The sequence below is a fragment of the Peribacillus sp. R9-11 genome (assembly GCF_031345095.1).
Classification (GTDB): Bacteria; Bacillota; Bacilli; order Bacillales; family DSM-1321; genus Peribacillus; species Peribacillus butanolivorans.
This window is the reverse complement of sequence record NZ_CP133763.1, coordinates 3,891,330-3,913,738: the sequence shown is the minus strand read 5'-3', so window position 1 is coordinate 3,913,738 and position 22,409 is coordinate 3,891,330. Positions and strand designations below refer to the sequence as shown.

23 protein-coding genes are annotated in these 22,409 nt (G+C 38.2%); 17 read left to right on the top strand and 6 right to left on the bottom strand.

The features are described from left to right. Positions 1–192: 192 nt before the first annotated feature. From ispG to RE409_RS18980, 3 genes are all read right to left on the bottom strand, one after another. Positions 193–1,305, bottom strand: a complete 1,113-nt coding sequence (gene ispG / locus RE409_RS18990) for a flavodoxin-dependent (E)-4-hydroxy-3-methylbut-2-enyl-diphosphate synthase (RefSeq protein WP_201225126.1) — start codon at positions 1,303–1,305, stop codon at positions 193–195. Between the two features lie 209 nt (positions 1,306–1,514). After that, positions 1,515–1,847 (bottom strand): LysM peptidoglycan-binding domain-containing protein, encoded by a 333-nt coding sequence (locus RE409_RS18985; RefSeq protein WP_201185828.1) that lies wholly within the window; start codon positions 1,845–1,847, stop codon positions 1,515–1,517. A 334-nt stretch (positions 1,848–2,181) separates the two neighbouring features. Continuing rightward, entirely contained in the window at positions 2,182–2,943 is a 762-nt protein-coding gene (locus tag RE409_RS18980; protein WP_201185827.1) for a DUF1189 domain-containing protein, read from the bottom strand. 163 nt (positions 2,944–3,106) lie between these two features. Here RE409_RS18980 and RE409_RS18975 point away from each other — a divergent pair, with 163 nt between their 5' ends. The 9 genes from RE409_RS18975 to phoU all read left to right on the top strand — a co-directional run bounded on the left by RE409_RS18975 (position 3,107) and on the right by phoU (position 12,970). Beyond that, a complete protein-coding gene (locus tag RE409_RS18975; protein ID WP_056528682.1) occupies positions 3,107–3,592 on the top strand; it encodes a DUF456 domain-containing protein in 486 nt (161 codons plus the stop codon). Between the two features lie 141 nt (positions 3,593–3,733). Then, positions 3,734–4,342: a superoxide dismutase SodA gene (gene sodA / locus RE409_RS18970; protein WP_053346971.1), complete on the top strand. Its 609-nt coding sequence runs from the start codon at positions 3,734–3,736 to the stop codon at positions 4,340–4,342. Positions 4,343–4,634: 292 nt separating this feature from the next. Continuing rightward, positions 4,635–5,849: an MFS transporter gene (locus RE409_RS18965; RefSeq protein ID WP_201185826.1), complete on the top strand. Its 1,215-nt coding sequence runs from the start codon at positions 4,635–4,637 to the stop codon at positions 5,847–5,849. Positions 5,850–6,047: 198 nt separating this feature from the next. Next, the gene (locus RE409_RS18960) at positions 6,048–8,216 is read left to right on the top strand and encodes a peptidoglycan D,D-transpeptidase FtsI family protein (RefSeq protein ID WP_201185825.1); all 2,169 of its coding nucleotides are present in this window, start codon (positions 6,048–6,050) and stop codon (positions 8,214–8,216) included. A 356-nt stretch (positions 8,217–8,572) separates the two neighbouring features. Next, a complete protein-coding gene (locus RE409_RS18955) occupies positions 8,573–9,538 on the top strand; it encodes a PstS family phosphate ABC transporter substrate-binding protein (protein WP_053346968.1) in 966 nt (321 codons plus the stop codon). Positions 9,539–9,626: 88 nt separating this feature from the next. After that, positions 9,627–10,565, top strand: a complete 939-nt coding sequence (gene pstC, locus RE409_RS18950) for a phosphate ABC transporter permease subunit PstC (RefSeq protein ID WP_376181771.1) — start codon at positions 9,627–9,629, stop codon at positions 10,563–10,565. A gap of 3 nt (positions 10,566–10,568) precedes the next feature. Next, positions 10,569–11,447, top strand: a complete 879-nt coding sequence (gene pstA / locus RE409_RS18945) for a phosphate ABC transporter permease PstA (protein ID WP_201223641.1) — start codon at positions 10,569–10,571, stop codon at positions 11,445–11,447. 16 nt (positions 11,448–11,463) lie between these two features. Continuing rightward, complete coding sequence (gene pstB / locus RE409_RS18940) at positions 11,464–12,297, top strand: phosphate ABC transporter ATP-binding protein PstB (RefSeq protein ID WP_053346965.1); 834 nt, start codon at positions 11,464–11,466, stop codon at positions 12,295–12,297. Positions 12,298–12,316: 19 nt separating this feature from the next. Further along, complete coding sequence (gene phoU, locus RE409_RS18935; RefSeq protein WP_053346964.1) at positions 12,317–12,970, top strand: phosphate signaling complex protein PhoU; 654 nt, start codon at positions 12,317–12,319, stop codon at positions 12,968–12,970. A 70-nt stretch (positions 12,971–13,040) separates the two neighbouring features. On the opposite strand, the gene RE409_RS18930 is transcribed toward phoU, so the two are convergent. Together RE409_RS18930 and RE409_RS18925 are read right to left on the bottom strand one after the other, a co-directional pair. Further along, positions 13,041–13,532 carry a hypothetical protein gene (locus RE409_RS18930; RefSeq protein WP_201250667.1) on the bottom strand — a complete coding sequence of 164 codons (492 nt, stop codon included), beginning with the start codon at positions 13,530–13,532 and terminating at the stop codon, positions 13,041–13,043. Then, entirely contained in the window at positions 13,525–13,917 is a 393-nt protein-coding gene (locus RE409_RS18925) for a hypothetical protein (RefSeq protein ID WP_201223643.1), read from the bottom strand. Before RE409_RS18925 ends, RE409_RS18930 begins: the two co-directional genes overlap by 8 nt. A 429-nt stretch (positions 13,918–14,346) precedes the next feature. Here RE409_RS18925 and RE409_RS18920 point away from each other — a divergent pair, with 429 nt between their 5' ends. The 5 genes from RE409_RS18920 to RE409_RS18900 all read left to right on the top strand — a co-directional run bounded on the left by RE409_RS18920 (position 14,347) and on the right by RE409_RS18900 (position 17,974). Continuing rightward, positions 14,347–14,961, top strand: coding sequence for a hypothetical protein (locus RE409_RS18920; protein ID WP_201185815.1), 615 nt, complete (start codon positions 14,347–14,349; stop codon positions 14,959–14,961). 109 nt (positions 14,962–15,070) lie between these two features. Beyond that, on the top strand, positions 15,071–15,220 hold the full coding sequence (rpmG, locus tag RE409_RS18915) for a 50S ribosomal protein L33 (RefSeq protein WP_028391797.1): 150 nt from the start codon (positions 15,071–15,073) through the stop codon (positions 15,218–15,220). Between the two features lie 202 nt (positions 15,221–15,422). Then, positions 15,423–15,995: a 5-formyltetrahydrofolate cyclo-ligase gene (locus tag RE409_RS18910; protein ID WP_053346960.1), complete on the top strand. Its 573-nt coding sequence runs from the start codon at positions 15,423–15,425 to the stop codon at positions 15,993–15,995. A 78-nt stretch (positions 15,996–16,073) separates the two neighbouring features. Then, positions 16,074–16,262, top strand: a complete 189-nt coding sequence (locus RE409_RS18905; protein WP_053346959.1) for a hypothetical protein — start codon at positions 16,074–16,076, stop codon at positions 16,260–16,262. 176 nt (positions 16,263–16,438) lie between these two features. Then, positions 16,439–17,974, top strand: a complete 1,536-nt coding sequence (locus RE409_RS18900; RefSeq protein ID WP_309557891.1) for a rhomboid family intramembrane serine protease — start codon at positions 16,439–16,441, stop codon at positions 17,972–17,974. On the opposite strand, the gene RE409_RS18895 is transcribed toward RE409_RS18900, so the two are convergent. Continuing rightward, entirely contained in the window at positions 17,969–18,826 is an 858-nt protein-coding gene (locus RE409_RS18895) for a hypothetical protein (RefSeq protein ID WP_201223647.1), read from the bottom strand. The two genes, RE409_RS18900 and RE409_RS18895, sit on opposite strands and share 6 nt — an antisense overlap. 238 nt (positions 18,827–19,064) lie before the next feature. On the opposite strand from RE409_RS18895, the gene RE409_RS18890 reads away from it, so the two are divergent. The 3 genes from RE409_RS18890 to RE409_RS18880 all read left to right on the top strand — a co-directional run bounded on the left by RE409_RS18890 (position 19,065) and on the right by RE409_RS18880 (position 22,335). After that, positions 19,065–19,274 (top strand): YqgQ family protein, encoded by a 210-nt coding sequence (locus RE409_RS18890; protein ID WP_309557890.1) that lies wholly within the window; start codon positions 19,065–19,067, stop codon positions 19,272–19,274. A gap of 13 nt (positions 19,275–19,287) precedes the next feature. Then, positions 19,288–20,259 (top strand): ROK family glucokinase, encoded by a 972-nt coding sequence (locus tag RE409_RS18885; protein WP_201185809.1) that lies wholly within the window; start codon positions 19,288–19,290, stop codon positions 20,257–20,259. Positions 20,260–20,484: 225 nt separating this feature from the next. Continuing rightward, a complete protein-coding gene (locus RE409_RS18880) occupies positions 20,485–22,335 on the top strand; it encodes an LTA synthase family protein (protein ID WP_201223649.1) in 1,851 nt (616 codons plus the stop codon). Positions 22,336–22,409 lie beyond the last annotated feature (74 nt).

The window sequence follows — 22,409 nt, the reverse complement described above, 5'->3', positions numbered from 1 at the left end:
GGAGCATATGCTTGCCTTCGATGTCGTTTTCATGACATTGAAGGCGCTTTTTTTGTTTGTAATCAGTACAAATTTTATGCTTAACACTTTTCTAATGGCTTATCGACTAATGGTGAGTTATATTTATTTGAATTTAGTGCAATTAGTGAATTAAAAAAAAAAAAGTCCCGAAAATAAAATTCGGGACTTTTTTTATTTAGTTAAGGCTGCAGCAGCAGCAGCTTCTGCTCTTTGTTTTTCATAGTACTCTTCAGCGATTTTGTCAATTTCCTTTTTCAGTTCCTCGACCATCGTTTCTTCAGGCACTTTACGTACGATTTGTCCTTTTCTAAACAGTAAACCTTCACCACGTGCTCCAGCAATGCCGATATCCGCCTCACGAGCTTCACCAGGGCCGTTTACCGCACAACCTAGAACAGATACCTTAATTGGTGCTTTAATCGTCTGGATGTACTCTTCAACCTCATTAGCGATTGAGATTAAATCAATTTCGATACGTCCACATGTAGGACAAGAAATTAAAGTAGCCATGTTAGAAGCAAGTCCAAATACTTTTAGAAGCTCCCTTGCCACTTTCACCTCTTCGACAGGATCAGCACTTAAGGAAACACGCATCGTGCTTCCGATACCTTGGCTTAGGATGGCACCTAGTCCGGCAGCACTTTTTACAGTTCCGGAGAACAGTGTACCTGATTCCGTAATCCCCAGGTGTAGAGGATAATCGAATGCTTTTGAAGCTTTTTCATATGCTTCTATGGCTAAATTTACATCAGAAGCCTTCATGGAAACGATAATGTCATGGAAATCGTGATCTTCCAGGATCTTGATATGGTGTAAGGCACTTTCAACCATGCCATCGGCAGTTGGGTATCCATATTTATCGAGGATCTTCTTCTCGAGAGAACCAGCATTGACTCCAATACGAATCGGAATTCCTTTTGCTTTCGCCGCTTTAACAACTGCTTCAACTTTTTCACGTCGTCCGATGTTACCAGGATTAATCCTGATTTTATCTGCTCCGCCTTCTATTGCTTTAAGAGCCAGCTTATAATCAAAATGAATATCAACTACAAGTGGGATGTTTATCCGTTTTTTTATTTCAGGAATGGCATCAGCTGCTCTTTCATCTGGGCAGGCCACACGTACGATTTGGCAACCAGCTTCTTCAAGACGAAGAATTTCTGCAACTGTTGCTTCAACATCATGTGTTTTTGTTGTAGTCATGCTTTGTACAATAACTTCATTATTGCCGCCAATTGTTAAGTTTCCGACTTTAATTGGCCGCGTCTTAGTGCGATGTATGATTTCACTCAAGTGGAATTCTCTCCTTTAGGAAAAAATCAGTTTTGATTTTTAATTTATTTCTCTAAAATATTGTATCAATGTACATACCGCTTTACAAGGAATAGGATGTATTATCTTTTTTTGTATCAAGAAAGTATTCCGTTTTTGGTGTATTTGGATGCTTTACGACAAGTCTAAGGCGCTTTTTGAAACCGTGGACCCTTTGATAGTTATTTATAAACAGGAATTTTATATGTTTTGCCAATTTGCATTTGTTCGGGCTTCAACCCTTCGTTCAGTCCTTGAAAGTCAGATATAATTGTCTCAATCGGCTGGTTTGATGCGCCGATTTCCTTTTCAACGATGGAGAGTAATGTATCACCAGGTTTGATGGTGATTTCATTGTAAGCCACTGAAGGGACAGATACAGGCTTACTTGCAGGAACAGATGGCTCGACTGAAGTGGTTGATGGATGGGAATCCGGCAGTGTACCTGTTGTTAAATCAAAATAAATAATAAATATAATGAAACAGAATGAGATAAAAAGCAGTAGCCGTTTCATTTTTCCATCCTCCCAAGCTTGTCTTTAATACATATATACTTGGAAGGTTTAAAGATTATGCCTAAAATTGGGCAGATTTTTCAAATGAAAATTAGTACTTGCTTGTACGACTTTTTATTTTGTAGTGTAAAAGCCCTTTTATATGAATTGGTGTTAAGAAAGTAGCGGATTTCCTTTGGCGTCAGATCAATCTTTTTTTGCCTCCATTATTAAGATTAAAGGTTAATAAACCTAATAAATAACAACTGAGTGATTGTATAACAGTGATATTTCCAAAGTAAAAACCCGGGCCTTATCGGCGCGGGTTTTTTGCAATTCATTAGCATATAATTCATTATTCCTTAACAGCTGATGTTTCTTTAATCGATAAGTACATCATAATTAATGTCACAAACCAGCTAAGGAGCGAAGCAAATGGAACATTTGCCTTAAAGATGTCCATGATGGTAAAGAAAATAGTGGAAAGTGTAATACTGTATGCACCAATTCTCCATAGATGCCTATAAGCAAGCGAACGACCAAGAGTGCTTTTGAAAAGAAGACCAAAAGCGGCTAGAATTGTCACTTTAATGAATGTTCCACAAGCAGTAAACAGGTATAATATGAGAAGCAGTAGCGAAAGGATAATCGGCAGCACAGAATCGACTGAATCAAGCCAAATGGATATGTCCTGATTATTTCCTTCTAAAAGGGAATAAGGAGAAGTTTGAACGTTACCACCAGAAACGAAAACCAGCTCAGATTTTAAAAGGGCGATTGCCTCATCGGCTTTAGAGCCCACATCTTCTGGGGTCAAGGTCCCTGAACCGTCTACAAAAATTTGGTATCCGTTTTTATTCAAGATAAATGGCTCGCTACTTTCAGACGTTAATGTGCCATTTTTAATTTCAAATTCCGGCAAATCTTCAGATACTGTTTCGTGCATCGCATCAATCCCATCCGCAACCATTGTACCGAAGTAAAAAGCTGAAGGGAGAAAGGCAACAAGGCTTAATAAAAATACAAATAGAATCGTTTTTCCAATTCCTTGGTTTTGAAAGGAAGCGATATCTTTAGGTGAATACAAGCTTACCCATAGTTGTTTGAATATGTTCAATGTTTTCAGCACCTATCTATTGTAATATACCTATCCAATTTTAACTACATGGTAAAAATAAAACAACCTGTATTCTACTTCAATGGTTTCACATATCTGTAAACAGGTAATTATGAAGAGATAGAGGCAAATTAAAAATGAAATGTGAAAGGGCGTTTTAATTGTGGATACAATATTTTGGATAATTATAGTCCTGATGTTCATAGTGGGCTTTGTCGGATTGATTTTTCCAGTTATTCCAAGCGTTTTATTTATATTTGGGGGGATTTTGTTATATGGGCTATTTTATTCCTTTGAACCTTTTGGATGGTTCTTTTGGACAGTCCAAATTTTATTTGTCATTCTCTTATTCGCAGCAGATTATATCGCAAACATGGTCGGGGTCAAAAAATATGGAGGGACCAAAGCGGGGGTTTGGGGCAGTACAATCGGGCTTCTTGTCGGACCATTTGTGATACCATTTGTCGGGATATTAATCGGGCCTTTTATAGGCGCATTCCTGGCAGAAATCATAGTCCATAAAAAAGACCCTATTACTGCATCTAAAATCGGCCTTGGTTCCGTTATCGGATTTATAAGCAGTGTGATTACAAAAGGTATCATCCAACTTTTGATGATTGCGTATTTTTTATTCGTGGTATTCTCATAGGAAATAGAAATGAATTGAAAAAATGAGGCATAAGGTTTGAAACCGTTTCAAAAATTTGATACTCTATTGCTAGCGAGCTTTAGGTATCTTAAGAGAACTAGAGCCCTCAAAAAAACAGCTTACATAGGGAGGAATTTTATTATGGCTTTCGAACTTCCACAATTACCGTATGCATATGACGCATTAGAACCACACATCGACAAAGAAACAATGAACATTCACCACACTAAACATCACAACACGTATGTGACTAACTTGAACAATGCTCTAGAAGGCAACCAAGAACTTCTAAGCAAAAGCGTTGAAGAAATTGTTGCTAATCTTGATGCAGTACCTGAAGCTGTTCGTACAGCTGTACGTAACAATGGTGGTGGACATGCTAACCACTCATTATTCTGGGAAATCCTTTCACCAAACGGTGGCGGACAACCAACTGGTGAATTAGCTGATGCTATCACTTCTAAATTTGGCAGCTTTGACAGCTTTAAAGAAGAGTTCGCTAAAGCGGCTACTACTCGTTTTGGATCTGGCTGGGCATGGCTTGCTGTAAACAACGGTGAGTTAGAAGTAACAAGCACACCGAACCAAGACAACCCATTATCAGAAGGTAAAACTCCACTTCTTGGATTGGATGTTTGGGAGCATGCTTACTACCTAAACTACCAAAACCGTCGTCCTGAATACATCAATTCTTTCTGGAATGTTGTTAACTGGGATGAAGTTGCAAAACGTTACAGCGCAGCTAAATAATTAGTAGGAATTAAAAAGACGGGAATCCCTTTTACGGGGATTCCCGTTTTTTGTTTATCTCTGTCTACGCCTTACAGGCTAGCCAATCGATGAGTTTTCTTTACACTGCTCTAACCCGTTGTGGGGAAGGGAATTCGAGGAAGTAACGGGTTAAGGTAACAAGTGTAAGGGCAACTACATCTCTGTCTACGCCTTACAGGCTAGCCAATCGATGAGTTTTCTTTACTTTTTTCCACATAAATACCCTTGTTTTTTCAAACACTAGAGTGGAATTTAAAGGAGAGTTAAAACAATGGGTATTTTAGAGAGATGGATGGGTGAAGCGGGAGCGAAGAAGGATTTGCATCTCCTCTTGCTGATTGGCGGCCTGTACAGCCTCAGTATCGCTTTATCCAATACATTTGTTAATGTGTATCTGTGGAAACAATCCGGTCAAATTGTTGATATTGCCGTATATAATCTAACCGTGGTGCTTTTTCAACCGCTAACCTTTGTATTCGCTGGCAGATTAGCGAAAAAAGTAGACCGGATCATTGTCCTGCGTTTGGGTGTTATCTTTTTGGCCCTATTTTATTTATCAGTTCTTTTGGTCGGCACACGGGCCACGGATTTCATTTGGCTACTTGGTGCACTGTTAGGGATTGGGTATGGGTTCTATTGGCTTGCTTATAATGTGTTGACTTTTGAGATTACGGAACCAGAAACAAGAGACTTCTTCAATGGATTTTTAGGGATTTTATCTTCATTTGGAGGGATGATTGGTCCCATTCTTTCAGGGTTTATTATTTCGAGGCTCGAGAAATTCACAGGTTATTCTATTGTTTTCGGATTATCGTTACTTTTGTTTTCCATAGCAGTGTTTCTCAGCTTTTCATTAAAAAGGCGTCCGGCTCATGGGAAATACTTTTTCATACGGATAATGAAGGAACGAAAAAATAATCGCAATTGGCTTTTAATAACTCGTGCTCACTTTTTTCAGGGGATACGAGAAGGAACATTCATGTTTATCATTTCGATTATTGTTTTTATTCAGACGGATAGTGAACTTGCTTTGGGCAGTTATGGGCTCTTAAATTCAGCTATATCTTTTATTGCTTATTTTGTTGCTTCTCGATATATAAAACAGCCGATGCGAAAAAAAGCAATTCTTGTTGGGGGAATCCTGTTGTATGCAGGAATCTTGCTAATTGCTTTTGATATCACATTTGGAAAGATTCTCATTTATGGGGCAATCGTTGCAATCGCCTACCCAATTCTACTCGTACCGTATATATCATTGACTTATGATATTATAGGCCGGGCTTGGAATGCCGCAGAAATGAGAATTGAATATATCGTAGTTCGTGAGCTGTTCGTTCATTTTGGAAGAATCGTTTCTATATTAGGATTTATTTTGTCAGTCAAGTTTTTCGATTTAAAACAGATCCTGCCAATATATCTGCTAATCGTCGGGGCGGGGCATACTATGATTTATTGGTTTGTGCGGAAAATCGACATCAATGACTAAAATTGAAAAGAGCCCTTTGAGGCCTCTTTTCAATATCTAAGACTTACGATTTTTGAAATTATGAGCCGTAAGTCACTTTTTATGTAAAGTTCGTTAGATGTTTAATATTTCTAGAACACTAAGGTAGAAAAAAATATAAATGTTCTATAGAATGGTATAGGACTATTATGACTATGTAAAAAGGATGTGTGGCTTAGTGTGAATAAAAAGAAAAAGAAAAAGACGCATGTGCCTTTCAGATTGAATATTCTTTTCTTTTTAGTATTTGTTTTGTTTTCTGCTTTAATTTTGCGTTTGGGTGTTGTACAGATTGTGTATGGTGATGATTACCGGCGCGAGATTGAAAGAACAGAGGAAGTGACCGTGAATAATTCGGTGCCCCGTGGGAAAATGTATGACCGTAATTTAAAACTGATGGTCGACAACCAACCACTGGATGCAATTACATATACAAGAAAGCAAGGTACGAAACAAAAAGAAATGGTCGAAACGGCTGAGAAACTTGCGAAGTTGATTGATAAAGAAACGGATAAAGTGACGGATCGTGATAAAAAGGATTTTTGGATTTTAAATAATCCAGAGCTTGCCGAGAAAAAGATTACGGATAAAGAGAGAAAACAAGTAGAAGAGGGCGAGCTTGAAGAAGGTGATTTGTATAAGCTTCAGCTTGATCGAATTACTGAGAAAGAAATGGAGATTCCTAAAGAAGAAATGGAAGTCCTTGCTATCTATAGAGAATTCGCAAGCGGATATGCTCTGACTCCGCAAATTGTGAAAAACAAGAAAGTAACGAAGGAAGAATTTGCAAAGGTGAGTGAACACCTTGATTCGCTTCCTGGGGTTGATGTATCAACGGATTGGGATCGTTTCTATACGTATAATAAAACACTCAAGTCTGTGTTAGGGAAGGTCTCTTCCTCTGAAGAAGGATTGCCTAGTGAGAGTTTGAACTATTATCTAGCACGTGATTATAGTCGGAATGACCGAGTTGGTAAGAGTTATATTGAGGCGCAATATGAGGATATTCTTCAAGGACAGAAAGCTAAGGTAAGGAATGTGACCGATAAATCAGGGAACATTGTGGATTCCGAAGTGATTACAGAAGGTTCGCGAGGAAAAGATCTTATATTGACAGTTGATATGGATTTACAACTTGCAACAGAGGAAATCATTGAAAAGCAATTGATTGCCAAGAAAAGAATGGGCAACACTAAGTTCTTGGATAGAGCTTTTGTCGTTATGATGGATCCTAATACAGGGGAAATTTTAACGATGGCTGGTAAGAAATATGAGAAGGATTCAAAAACAGGGAAATCTTCCATAGAGGACTTTGCATTAGGGAATATTACGACTTCCTATACGATGGGCTCCTCAGTAAAAGGTGCTACCGTTTTAACAGGTTATCAGCAAGGAGCTATCCAACCGGGTACATACTTTTATGATACGAAGTTGAAAATCAAAGGTACCAAGCCTAAAGGTTCTTACAGTAACTTCGGGAATATTAATGATTTAACCGCCTTAAAAGTATCCTCGAACGTTTATATGTTTAGGACAGCGATTAATATTGCAGGTGCAAATTATGTTCCGAACGAACCATTAAATATAAGTTCAAGCGCATTTTCAACCATGCGTAATTCATTTGCCCAGTTTGGCTTGGGTGTCCGTACGGGGATTGACCTACCGAATGAAATGAGTGGATTCAAAGGTTCGGAAACGTCACCAGGTAAGCTGCTTGACCTCGCAATCGGACAGTATGATACGTACACACCGATGCAGCTTGTGCAGTATGTTTCAGCCATTGCGAATGGTGGAAATCGTATGAAGCCGCATATGGTTAAGGAAATCCGTGATCCTGTTGATAATAATGAAGAATTGGGTCCTGTTGCGGAAGACGTTTCACCAACTGTCCTTAATCGTCTTGAAATGAAGGAAGAATGGATAGAACGTGTGCAGAGCGGTTTCGAGAAAGTTTCGATGGAACAAGGCGGAACAGCATATACTTACTTTGGGAATAAATCATATACGGTAGCGGCTAAAACTGGGACGGCGCAAGCGTTCTATGATGGTCCGAACCGAGCGGATTATAGCGAACCTCAAGATACGATGAATATCACGTTGGTCGGCTATGCACCTGCTGAAAACCCTGAAGTTGCTTTTGCTGTTGTTGTCCCGTGGGCGTACCAGGGCCATTCGGGACATAATATGAGTAAAGAAATTGGCGAAGAGATTATGGATACTTATTTCAAACTGAAAAAAGAGCGTGCTAAGAAAGGGAAGACTGAAGAAACGACTGAGTTGAAGGTAGAGAATGGTAAAGACGTTCAAAAAGAGCAGGCTGAAATAAGAAATAGTCAGGAAAATGAATAAAAAGTCATAAAACACGTTTTTGGGTAAAACCGAAAGCGTGTTTTTTTGTCATAAAGTAAAATTGCTCTGCCTCGACCTTTGCACTTTCCACATATGAAAAAGACTTATAATCACTTCAGTTGGAGTTGGAGTAATTTCCCTCTCATGTAAACAGGCACTGGGCACAAAATAAGAGAGTGATTAATGGAAAAGATACTGTTGTTAATTAGTACCATATTACTTTCTGACTACCTTTACAATATATAAACAATTATTTACTTAATGTTTACAATTGCTTTAAACGGAATTTACAGTCAAAACGTATGATGTGTTTGTAGGACAAAATATTCATATAAAATTCTTAGGGGGATTTACAAATGAGACGTTTCAAATTTATGGCAATGACTGCAGTAATGGGTGGAGTAATAGCAGTGGCAGCTGGATGTGGATCAAATGATACTTCAAACAGCGGTAAAGGAAATGAAACGGCTTCAGATAAACTCAAGGGCGAAGTGATTATGGATGGTTCATCGACTGTATTTCCAATCATGGAAGCAGTTGCTGAAGAATATATGGCGGCACAACCTGATGTTAAAGTATCTGTAGGATCATCGGGAACAGGTGGAGGATTTAAAAAATTCATCGCTGGAGAAACGGATCTAACTAATGCGTCCCGACCAGTCAAAGACGAAGAAAGTGCGTTACTTGATGAAAAGGGAGTTAAGTATACAGAAATGAAGCTTGCGTTTGATGGTATTTCTATCGTTGTCAATAAAGATAATGAGTTCATCGATAAAATGACAGTTGACGAACTAAGAAAGCTTTGGGTTGACAATGGATCAGTGAAGAAATGGTCTGATATACGTCCGGAATGGCCGAAGGAAGAAATTAAATTTTACTCTCCGGGAACTGATTCTGGCACATATGATTATTTCAACGAAGTTATTTTAGAGGAAAAACCAATGGTTGAAAATGCGACTCTTTCTGAAGATGATAACGTTCTTGTACAAGGGGTAGAAGGTGACAAAAATGCGATTGGTTTCTTCGGATTTGCTTACTATGCAGAAAATAAGGATAAATTAAAAGTTGTATCCATCGATAATGGTAAGGGTGCTGTTGAGCCTACACATGAAACGATTAAAAGCGGAGAGTATGCACCACTGTCTCGTCCTTTGTACACATATGTATCCAATAAAAGTGTAGCTGAAAAAGAACAAGTGGCTGATTATACTCAATTCGTCATTGAAAATGCTGGAGAGCTTTCTGAAGAAGTAGGCTACGTCAGCTTACCGGAAGAAGAGTACAAGAAGGATCTTGAAAAATTGAACGAACTAAAAAAATAATCAGTTTAACAGGCTGCCCAATCTCTTAGTATAAATAGAGGGATTGGGTAGCCCCTTAATATTGCGTGTCTGAAATGGAGGATACATGTTGGAACCGAAACAAACAGATACCTATTCTGTACAGCAATTAATTCTAGAAAAGAAAAGCAAAAAAAGATGGAATATAGAAAAACTCATTCCTAAGCTGTTGTTCCTTACAGCGGTAATTTCTGTATTAATTACCATTGGGATAGTCCTTACGTTGATTTTCGAAACTTTTATATTTTTTGAGAAAGTGTCCATCGTGGAGTTTTTAACAGGACATAAATGGTTACCCTTTGCATCCACGCCTTCATTTGGGGTTATGCCACTTGTTGTTGGAACATTAAAGGTAACGGTAATAGCGGCGATAGTTGCAGTTCCGATAGGTCTTGCAACCGCCATTTTCTTGAGTGAATATGCATCAGAGAAAACACGGAGAATCATTAAGCCGATTTTAGAAGTTTTAGCTGGAATCCCTACTATCGTTTACGGCTTCTTTGCCTTAACCTTTGTAACGCCAGTATTGCGGGATATATTCCCTTCCCTTGACATGTTCAATGCTATAAGTCCTGGGATTGTGGTAGGAATCATGATCATGCCGATGATTGCCTCTTTATCGGAAGATGCACTTGTCTCAGTACCGAAATCGATTCGTGAAGGTGCGTATGCTCTAGGAGCTACAAAGCTGGAAACGACGATTAAAGTGGTATTGCCAGCAGCCATGTCCGGTATCGTTGCTTCAATTGTCCTGGCTTTATCCAGAGCAATTGGAGAGACCATGATCGTAAGTGTCGCAGGTGGATCGACTCCAAGTATGAGTATGGACGTCACAAATTCTATTCAAACGATGACTGCCTATATCGTACAGGTGAGTACTGGAGACGCAGGGTACGGGACAACGATTTACTACAGCATATATGCGGTTGGAATGACACTGTTCGTCTTTACGCTTATTATGAATTTATTGGCGCAGTTCATCTCCCGCAAGTTCAGGGAGGAATATTAAAACATGAAACTGATAAACAAAAATCATGTTGTAAAAAAAATGCCCACTCGGCTGGCGGTTAACTCGATATGTAAAGGATTATTCTTCTTAGCAACCTTATTTGGCCTTCTGGTATTGGCCATCTTATTTTATCGGATATTGACTCAAGGAATTGGTCATTTAAATTTAGATTTCTTCCAGAATTTCGCTTCAAGGAGACCGGAAGAGGCTGGTGTAAAGGCAGCTCTTATCGGTTCGATATGGTTAATGGCCGTCGTTACCCCAGTTTCCCTTCTTCTCGGTGTGGGAACGGCGATTTATTTAGAGGAATATGCACGAAAGAATTGGATCACATCTTTTATAAAGCTGAATATATCCAACCTGGCAGGTGTTCCGTCAATTGTATTTGGATTGCTCGGTTTAACGGTTTTCGTTAGGGCTCTAGCCTTGGATCGCTCCGTGTTGGCAGCAGGTTTGACGATGAGCCTACTCGTCTTGCCAGTCATCATTGTTGCAGCTCAGGAAGCCATACGTTCTGTACCGCGTGACTTAAGGGAAGCTTCTTATGGAATGGGTGCAACAAAGTGGCAGACAATTTTAAAAGTGGTTCTTCCAGCTGCGATACCTGGTATTTTGACAGGTGGAATACTAGCTTTATCCCGGGCGATTGGGGAAACGGCTCCATTAGTTGTGGTTGGTATCCCGTTGTTCATCGCCTTTTTACCACAATCGGTCATGGATACTTTTACGGTGCTACCGATGCAAATCTATAACTGGACATCCCGACCACAGGAAGAATTTCAGCAGGTTGCGGCTGCAGGTATCATCGTTTTACTTGCCCTGTTAATTTTAATGAATTCGATAGCTGTCATAATCCGTAACAAGTTCCAGAAAAGATACTGATTGGAGGAAGGAAAGAATGAATATGACATTAACGGGACCCAAAAAGGCTCCAACAGTTGGAATAGAAAATGAAAATGCAGATTCTGTTTTCTTAAAGGAAACGGTGTATGAAACGTCAGATCTCAATTTATGGTACGGTGAAAACCATGCTTTAAAAAATATTAACCTAGATATGTATCAAAATGAAGTGACCGCCATTATCGGGCCTTCAGGATGTGGAAAATCTACCTACATCAAAACGTTAAATCGGATGATTGAACTTGTTCCAGATGTTAAAACGACTGGGCAGATTAAATATAGGAACCGCAATATTCTAGATCAGTCTTACAAGGTAGAAGATTTAAGGACACAGGTTGGTATGGTTTTCCAAAAACCTAATCCCTTCCCTAAATCAATTTATGAAAATGTTATATACGGACCAAAAATCCACGGTATCAAAAATAAAAAGATTCTAGACCAAATCGTAGAAAAGAGTTTAAAAGGGGCAGCCATTTGGGATGAAGTGAAAGACCGTCTGCATGAAAATGCGTATGGACTTTCTGGTGGACAGCAACAGCGCCTTTGTATCGCTCGTTGTCTGGCGATTGAACCTGATGTCATTTTAATGGATGAACCGACCTCTGCCCTTGATCCTATTTCCACTTTGAAAATAGAAGAATTAGTCCAAGAGCTAAAAAAAGATTTCAGTATAATCATCGTTACTCATAATATGCAGCAGGCAGCTCGTATCTCTGATAAAACGGCCTTCTTCTTAAATGGGGAAGTCATCGAGTATTCAGACACTAACACTATCTTTTCGAACCCGAATGATAAGAGAACAGAAGATTATATTACCGGACGTTTTGGCTGAATGAAAGGGAGATGCGACAATGGTTGTTCGTGAAAATTTTGAGCTTCAATTAAAAGAATTGCAAGAGAAAATAGTGAGGTTGGCTAATTTAGCTTCAGGTGCGATATCAAAATCATTCACCGCTTTGGAAAACAAGAATCTTGAAGAGGCCCTTGAAGTTATTGATAATGATACAATAGCTGATTTATTAGAAGAGGAAATTAATGACTTTGCGATTTTACTGATTGCTAAGCAACAGCCGGTTGCGATTGATTTGCGGAGAATAATTGCTGCTATAAAAATAGCTTCAGATATTGAGAGGATGGCGGACTTTGGCGTCAATATCGCTAAATCAGCCATCCGAATCGGTGACCAGCCATTTATTCTGCCTTTAACACCATTAAAGCAGATGCATGATATTACATTAAAGATGATTGAACTTTCGATAGATGCATTTGAGAAGGAAGATGTTGTTCTTTCAAGAGAAATCATTGAAATGGATGATGAGGTCGATCGCTTTTATGGAGAGATGATTCGAAGTCTCCTTCGACTTTCAGATGAAAAAAACCTTCAGCAGATCACACAGCTTTCTTTAATTGCCCGTTATTTAGAAAGAACGGCTGACCATACAACGAATATAGCTGAAAATATCTACTTTCTGGTAAGAGGGAGATATATTGGCAGGAATGAATGAATACATTCCTAAATGGAAAAAGAGAGACTTTTTTTTCGGACAAAGTCCAATTAAAAAGTCTCTCTTTTTTTTAATGAGTTAAAGTATGGGCCAACTGTCTGTATGTCATATTATTTGTAACGACAAAGACGCCGATTTGAACATTTTTAGAGAAATCATGTTCATTCATATAAGCTTCAAAGCCAGCAGCATCATCGATGATTTTCTCTTTAGCTAGAATCTGGGTAATTTCTGTAGCGGTCATATTCGATTTCACTTTTAAAGTATAGGGGACGATTGTGTCTTCCTTTTTGGAAACCTCTTTCTCTTTCGTTTCCTGAATCGGGCTTACATCTTGTTTTTTCTGTTTTTCTTTGTCCTCACTCTTCGATGGCTTGCCTGCTATTTCGCCTTCATCCGTCGGAGATGACACGATAAATCCTTTTTTTACGAGCAATTCCTTAGCTTCCTCCGTAGTCGGAGCGTGGCCTGCATTCGCCCCTGTGCCATAATAAAAGCCAGCAAAGATTGCGGTGGAAAAAATGATACCGGCGGAAAGACCCTGCAGTGTTGCTTTATTCATCTTCGTTTCCCCGCAATCTATGTTGTTCGATGACAGAGATGGTTTGTTCTTTTGTTAAAGAGGATTGCTTAGCGATTTGATTCAAAGAAAGGCCTTGGCTGTATAAAGAAAGAACCTGGCTTTTTAAAATTTTATGAATAGGCTCCAATTCATTGGTAGAAACAGCTTGTTGGAATTTGGATTCAGGATTAATCAGCTCATCCTGAATAACAAATTCCTCCTCAAGAATCTTCACTTTCTTCTTTAATTGGTAGATATCCTGCATATAGGTTAAGGTCATTTGCTCTAGATCTTCTTCTAACTTGGCAATCTTATCTTGTTTGAAAAAAGATATCATAAGTATAACGATGGCTAATGAGAATAATAGAATAATAAGGGCTTCCATGCTTTCACCTCAGAAGAGAATTTTCGACATTTACTTATATTTTACACATATTTTTTAAAAAATTGGTGATTTTCATATTTTTATATCAACTAAAATAACATGTAACTTCATATTAAGTTTTTTTTGTATCGAATTTTTGTCGAAAAGCATGATGCCTTTTACTGAGGTGGAAAATTTTTGATTTTAAAACATGGAAAAACCCTTTGCTAGCCAACTTAAATAAAATTCGACAAAATGTGTTTATTGTCCATAAGCCAATTCAATGCTAACATGAAGATAGAATAAAAAGAAAAGACGAAATATTTTGAATAGTTAATTATAAGTGAAAACCAAAGAAGAATATGGTGTGCAGAATCTAAAAAGGATAGTTTCGCTGTCAGCGCCTAACGATAAGTTATATATAAATTAATTAGAGAAAGGGATGATTGTATGAGTTCACTATCCGCGTATATGCCGCAGGATAACCAGGAATTATATCGAAAGGGGTTAAAGGCTGGGCTATGGATGGACGAGAGTTTTGATTGGTATCCTGAAGAGGATATAATGAGTCATCCTAATGGGGAGATACGGACGCTTGTACAAACTTATACTCAGGGACAGGTAACCTTTTCAAAGTTTACGATAAGGAATACCTCATTTGAGCCTAAACATCCGAAGGTGTTTTTTCACTATGAAAACGCTTTCGAAAGGCAGGCAGTGGCTTTTTACAGTCCAAATGAAAGGGCAATTTTACATGTTGCTCCTCAATCGATTGCTTTATTAGGGGGATTGGTAAAGGGTAAAAGTATCTCGCAATATTGCATTCAAGGTAAAGGAAGCCTTTATCAAGAGGGGTGTTTTAAATCACTGAAAGAAGGACTACTTGCCTATTCACCGCTTGCCAAGGGAGAGGTCACGAGTATGTTTACCTTAGAGACGGAGATCTTGCCGAAGGAATGTGTAGAGGCAGTCGCTTGGGCCATTCATGCTGAAACTAGAGAAGAAGCGAAAATCATAAATAATCAGCTTCTCCTGGCGATGCAAAACATGGGTAATAAACTATAAAAAAAGTTTATGTTGTATTTCCCGAAAACATACTAGCAATTCACAACAAATAATGCTATTATAGAAAAGTCCTATGTGAAAAAGTCAATATGTTTGGAGGGAAATACACATGCGCGTGAATATTACGTTAGCTTGCACTGAATGTGGAGACCGTAACTATATTTCTAAAAAAAATAAACGTAACAATCCAGACCGTCTTGAGCTTAAAAAATACTGCTCAAGAGAAAAACGCAGCACCACTCACCGTGAAACAAAGTAAGCAACAGGATTTTTCCTGTTGTTTTTTTTATGCTTTTTTGATTGTCTCCGCTTTAATATTCGATTTTTGAAAGAATCTAGCCCCTTTTATTAAACCTTTTTCTAATATGCACGGAATAATTCGACAATTTTCTACTTCGTATTTAGTAAATGAATAAATATTATGAGATAATAATAGAAGTAGACTAAAGGAGTCGGAAAAGATGAGAGAACATAAGAAAAAGCTCCGGCAGGAAGTTAGATCTCGTTTAATGGAGCTAACCAAAGAGGAGCACGAAGAATTATCGAATAAAATTGCTGAAAACTTATTTTCCCTTGATGAATGGAAAAAAGCTAAAACCATTGGGATTACTATTTCAATTCCTCCGGAAGTTCCAACTGTCCGTATTATCGAGCAAGCATGGAGTGAGGGAAAAGAAGTAGCCGTTCCAAAATGTGACCCTGAAAAGAAGACGATGGAGTTCAAAAAGATTATGTCCTTTAATCAGCTGGAATCTGTTTATTATGGACTACTTGAACCTGTAGCTGAAACAAATAAAGCTACTATTGAGGAATTAGATGTATTAGTTGTACCAGGTCTTGCTTTTACAAAAGAAGGATATCGACTGGGGTTTGGGGGCGGCTATTATGACCGTTTTCTCTCTTATTACCGAGGAGCTACATTAGCTCTTACATACGAAGTTCAAATAATAGATGATCTGCCTATTGAGGTGCATGATATCGCGGTGGGTAAACTTATTACCCCAACAAAGGTTTTACGGACATATGCCCATTAGAAGATGAAGTTCATTAATTATCATTTTTAGCTCATAAAAATCCTATCCTGTATCACACTAACGGTAGGAGGGATTGTTATGCTTCGATTAATTGTTCAGATTTTCTTGGTTGGATTAGTGGTTTATGCAGGCTATCAAAACAGGTATCGCTTGATAAATGTTGCGCTATCTAACGGCTTAGTAAGAAGGTTTCTAGTGACCAAATCCTTGGATATGCCAATTGTCAGGGATAAAATGATGCAAAGCATGTTCAGTCAGACCAAATGATGATGTCAGCCTTTTAAAAAGGAACCTGAATAAGGGTTCCTTTTTTATTTAAAAGGAGATAAAGATTGGAATTAAACAGTCTCTTTTTTTACTTTTTTCTTAATTTCGTCTATAGTTTTAATTAAATGAAACAGGAATTTTAGAAGGAAAAGATTCATTGGAAAGTGGGGAAGGTATTGGGATTTAAAGAGGATTATTTGTTTTGGGAGACTGTAAGGCAGTTGTCAACCCAATATGATTATCGAATGATCACTGTCACGGAAAACCATCAGGAGATTTGGCTCGAAAGCGATAAAAATAAGGAGTTCCCGGTCATCAGACTTATTCGTCATGATTTGGATTGGGCAAACTGGCTGAAACGCGATATTGACCGAACCTTGCAGAATGGGGAAAAAATCCGAAGGAAATTATACAAAAAACCCATTTCGATATTAAGTATCTACGTGAGTAAATTTGCTCCAGTAGATGATTATGAATTTAGTTTGCAGCCTGCATCATTTCAAAAAACGAAGGTTAACACGTTTATTTTAGCTTGTGAAACGTTTCCCGCTTCGTTACAAAATCTTGAGCATGTCCTAAAAAAACCGCTAATCATTCACGATCTGAAAGCTGAAGATTTAGATGAAGAAAAAGTTCTCACGTTAAAGCAGGCCGCCATCACAGAATCCGTTAAAAAGACTAAGGCTGAGCAAAAAGTGTTTCAAAATTCTAAACCATTCTTTACATATATATTCATTGCGATACAAATAGCTGTTTTTATCTTGATGGAGTTCAATGGTGGAAGCACCAATTCGAAGACGCTGATTGAGTTTGGAGCTAAATATTCTCCCTACATCATGCAAGGGGAATGGTGGAGATTCTTTAGCCCGATGATCGTTCATATTGGCTTTATCCATTTACTTATGAATACATTTTCGTTGTATTTAATCGGTGCTGAAGTAGAAAGGATTTATGGAAACGCCAGGTTCTTATTCATTTATATTTTTGCTGGGTTTGCCGGGACTTTGGGCAGCTTTATTATGACACCAAATCTTTCAGCAGGAGCGAGCGGTGCTATTTTCGGCTGCTTTGGGGCACTTCTGTATTTTGGAATTGTATATCCGAAATTATTTATGCGATCTATGGGCTCTTCGGTCATCGTTTTAATTATTATTAATCTGGTTTATGGTTTCACTGTTTCAGGCATTGACAATGCAGGGCATATTGGCGGATTGATTGGCGGCTTCTTGGCTGCTGGAGTGGTCCACCTTCCAAAAGCTAAAAATCTCTTGCGTCAGCTGGCCTTTTTAATAGGAACGGCAATACTGACATATATCTTGCTGCAATTCGGTTTTAACCATCAGAATAGTGCAGCTATAGATGATAAAACCATGGCTAGGTTGGCCCTGGAATACATTGACAATGAAGAAGGAGATAAAGCGGAGGATATATTGGTCAAATATGTGAATGAAAATTCTGACGCACCGCTTTCACTTTTTATACTAGGAAATTTATCTTTTGGTGCAGAGGATATAAATCAGGCTCGTGATTATTATGAAAAAGCGATTGAACAAAACCCTGAATTACATGAAGCCCATTACAATCTGGCCTTAGTTTATGTGAATCTAGGGTTGTATGATCAAGCTAAAGAACAAGCTCAAAAGGCAATTGAGCTTGCTCCAGAGAAAAAATCATATACTAAATTGTTAACAGAAATTGAAAATCAACTATAGCTTCTGACGTAGCATAATAGGGGTACCGTCTTCCAGTGTAAATAAGACAAGTATTTCACTTTGATTCTTTGCTACAAGCAATTGGGGGATGGTGCTACCTTGTGAACTCACAGTAGAGCCGTCCTCCTTTTTTACGCCTAACACATAATTTTTATAAAGTCCTTCCCAAAGCTTTCCTACAATTTCTTCACGTTGGAATTGGGGAAAGGCAGAAAGCCATTGGTTTTTTTTTGAGGGTAACTCGGTTAATGAGATAATTTTGTACTGATCTTGATTAATTTGAAATGTATTACTAGCTTCCTCCAAACTGTTTTGAGTAATTTCATCGGTCAAGTTGTCCAGCGTTTTTTTCCATTCGTTCTGTACTTCGGAAAGAGGTCTATGGAAATATTGAAAAGTTGGTGTAGTTACGGTATAAAGTTTATCTTTACTTAGTTGTTGAGCACTGGTAAAAATGGTTTCAGTTGGGTGTACCTCGGCATAGTGAAAAGTTACGGCTTCATAACGCCCGCTTTCGCTTTCTTTGGATTTAGCTTTTTGGGAGAGTCCTTGTTTATTTTGTCTCCAATTTTTTAAAGATCCAGTCAATTTCCCATTTTTGTATAGCAGGGAGACATCTTGGCGTAGGTAGGCAGACCGGTCCAACGAAGAATTGACCTTCCAAGTTATAGAGTATGTTGAATCTCCTGTTTTTTTCGGCGTCAAATGAGTGGCAGCTTGTTCAAAATGGAGAGAGGTATCGATAGGAAAATAAATAATGGTTTCCTCTACCTGATTTTTATTTGAAAAATAAAGGATGACAAAAATGGTAGTTAATACTAATAAAGCAGTATACTTCAATTGTAGTTTCATTTTTCCCCTCCGTTTTAACGTATGATGTCTGTTCAAAATACTAGGTTGGTTCGAATAATGAAATATGGAAATTTCAAAAGACCTTCAATGAACGTTCACTTTCCTAATGTTTCATCATATGAATAGAGTTGGACATCTATGAGGGGATGGGAAAAATTATCATAAGGGGAAATCTGCGCTTGTTACATAGCGGCGGATTCGTTATACTTTCCTATAGAATAGAGTAAAGAGGTTTATTATGAAAACATTTTATGATCTTCAACAATATTGGAAAAGATTCGGGACATTTATTTATATTGGTGATCGTTTAGCCGAGCTTGAACTGATGGAAGCAGAAATCAGAGAAATTCATCGAATGCAGATGATGGACACAAAAGATTATCAAATGGCGATACTTTTAATTAGGCAGCAATTGTCTCTTGAAAGGGAAAAGCAGAAAAAAAATTGATAAAAAGGTGAGAATGATGGAAAAGTGGCTGATGGGTGTCGATTTAGGCGGTACAACTACCAAGCTTGCTCTAATTAATCTATACGGAGAGATTATTCATAAATGGGAAATCAGCACTGACATCTCCGAAAATGGCAAATTCATTACGATGAACATAGCCAAAGCGATTGATGCGAAGCTTGAAGAACTCAATGAACCGAAGAGTAAGGTGTTAGGTATAGGAATGGGCGCCCCTGGTCCTGTGAAATTTGTTAACGGTTCCATTTATGAAGCCATCAATATAGGATGGAAAGACTATCCTTTAAAAGATCTATTGGAAGTGGAGACATCTCTTCCAGCTGTAATCGATAATGATGCCAATATGGCAGCATTGGGGGAAATGTGGAAAGGCGCGGGTAATGGAGCCAAGGACCTTGTATGTGTTACTCTTGGAACAGGTGTAGGTGGCGGAATCATCCATAATGGGCAAATCGTCCATGGTACAAGTGGGGCGGCGGGTGAAATTGGACATATAACCGTTGTAACAGATGGTGGAGCTCCATGCAATTGCGGGAAAACGGGTTGTTTGGAAACGGTTGCTTCAGCAACAGGAATCGTCCGACTGGCTTTAGAGGCTTTGCACAATTCCGAGCAAATGTCCCTTCTTCAGCAGAAAATCAACGAGGGAATTATGCTCTCTTCTAAATTGTTATTCCAATGTGCAAATGCAGGTGATCCTCTATCTAAAGCTGTGGTAGATAAGGTATGCAATTACTTAGGGTTAGCCTTATCACATGTTGGGAATGTCATGAATCCAGATAAAATCGTTATTGGTGGAGGCGTTTCACAAGCCGGAGACATTCTGCTCGCCAATGTCCGTTCGGCATTTGAAAAATATTCATTTAAGCGGGTTTGTAAATCAACGGAAATTAGCCTTGCAACACTAGGCAATGATGCAGGGGTAATTGGAGCAGCTTGGCTTATTAAAAATCAATTAAATCCATGATTCTTTCCTTATAACCCTGTACAAACAGGGTTATAAGGTTAATTAATGCAATTTTCAAATAAGTTTGTGCATCTAACAAATTGTAAGGCTTCATCTCAGTTATGAAGTTCAATTTTTCTACTAACTATCAGTTGTAAGTGAACAATGAATCGTGATGGAAAGTGTTTTGTTGTTTGGAAGTAAAAGATTATAGCTCCAACGCTTTTTTTATTAGGAGGGACCAGATTGAAAAGGGACTTCAAGAAACAGAAATATTCGTTATTTTGGGTTGTGTTTTTATCACTTTGGCTTAAAACATACATCGCTTATAAAACAAGTTTTGAGATAGATATTGAAAATTGGATTCAGGAAATCATATTATTCATTAATCCGGTCAGCTTCCTTTTGCTTGCTCTTGGCGTAAATATTTTTTTGAAAGAAACCAGACGAACAGCCTATTTGTTAACCATGAGTTTCTTAATTACCTTAGTACTGTTTGCCAACCTTGTTTTTTTTCGCTTTTTTAATGATTTTTTAACCATTCCAGTGCTTTTTCAGACGAGCAATATGAGCGACCTTGGAAGCAGTGTTCATGAACTGATTAATGCGAGTGACCTTTTGTATTTTGTTGATCTTCTTTTCTTGATAATACTTTTAAAATCCAAACCGAAATTATTCTATAATCGAGCGAACAATCTGCAGGATCGGAAATTCTATTTACTAATGACGATAGGAATTACGTTTTTTAACCTAGCGTTAGCAGAAGCGGAGCGTCCTGAACTCCTTACTCGTACTTTTGACCGTGAAATCCTCGTTAAAAACATCGGTACGTACCATTACCACCTGTATGATGCAATATTACAGACAAAATCATCGGCTCAGCGTGCTTTAGCAGATGGCAGTGAATTGACTGAGATTGAAAATTATGTTCGCGCCAATCATAAAGCAGAGAATGATGACTTCTATGGGCTTGCCAAAGGAAAAAATGTGATTCTTGTATCATTGGAATCCACCCAGAGCTTTGTCATCAATAAAACCGTGAATGGTGAAGAAATCACCCCGTTTTTGAATAAATTTATTAAAGAGAGCTATTACTTTGATAACTTTTATCACCAAACTGGTCAAGGAAAAACGTCCGATTCCGAGTTCATTATTGAAAATTCTCTCTATCCATTAGGACGAGGCGCGGTATTTTTTACACATGCCCAGAATGAATACAAAGCTACTCCTGAAATATTAAAGGAAAATGGCTACTATACAGCTTCCTTGCATGCCAATAACAAAAGTTTTTGGAATCGTGATTTGATGTATGAATCTCTTGGGTACCAGCGTTTTTATAATAGTGATGATTATGAGGTTTCAGAAAAAAATTCGGTCAATTGGGGTTTGAATGATAAGTCATTTTTCCAGCAATCAATTGCTCACTTAAAGGGAATGCCGGAGCCTTTTTATGCAAAGTTCATAACTTTAACCAATCATTTCCCATTTACATTGAATGAAGAAGACAGGACACTGGAAGAATACAATTCTAATTCCAAAACATTGAATCAATATTTTCCGACTGTCCGCTATACTGACGAAGCGCTAGAACAATTTATCACGGATTTGAAACGTGACGGTTTATATGAAGATTCTATTATTGTATTATATGGCGACCATTATGGAATTTCGGAAAATCACAACTCAGCGATGAGCCAGTTCCTTGGGAAAGAGATCACGCCGTTCGAATCGATTCAACTTCAGCGTGTCCCATTGATCGTTCATATTCCTGGGGAGAAGGGACAAACCATTTCCACCGTTTCTGGTCAGATTGATGTAAGGCCTACTCTCCTTCATTTACTGGGTATTGAAAATGATGATTATATCGAATTCGGAAAAGACTTATTTTCTAAGGAGAAAATTGATTTTACCGTTCTTCGCGATAGCAGCTTCATCATGAAGAATTATCTCTATACTATGGATACCTGCTATGATAAAAAAACCGGAGAGCCTACGGAAAAGGAATCATGTGAAAGGTATTTGGAAAAGGCAAAGCAAGAGCTTGAATACTCAGACAAAATCATATACGGAGATTTGCTTCGATTTTATGAGCATTGATGTAAGGAACCTGGTGAAAACCAGGTTTTTTGTTTTTCAAAGATAATTCAACTGGAATTCAGGATAACCGTATC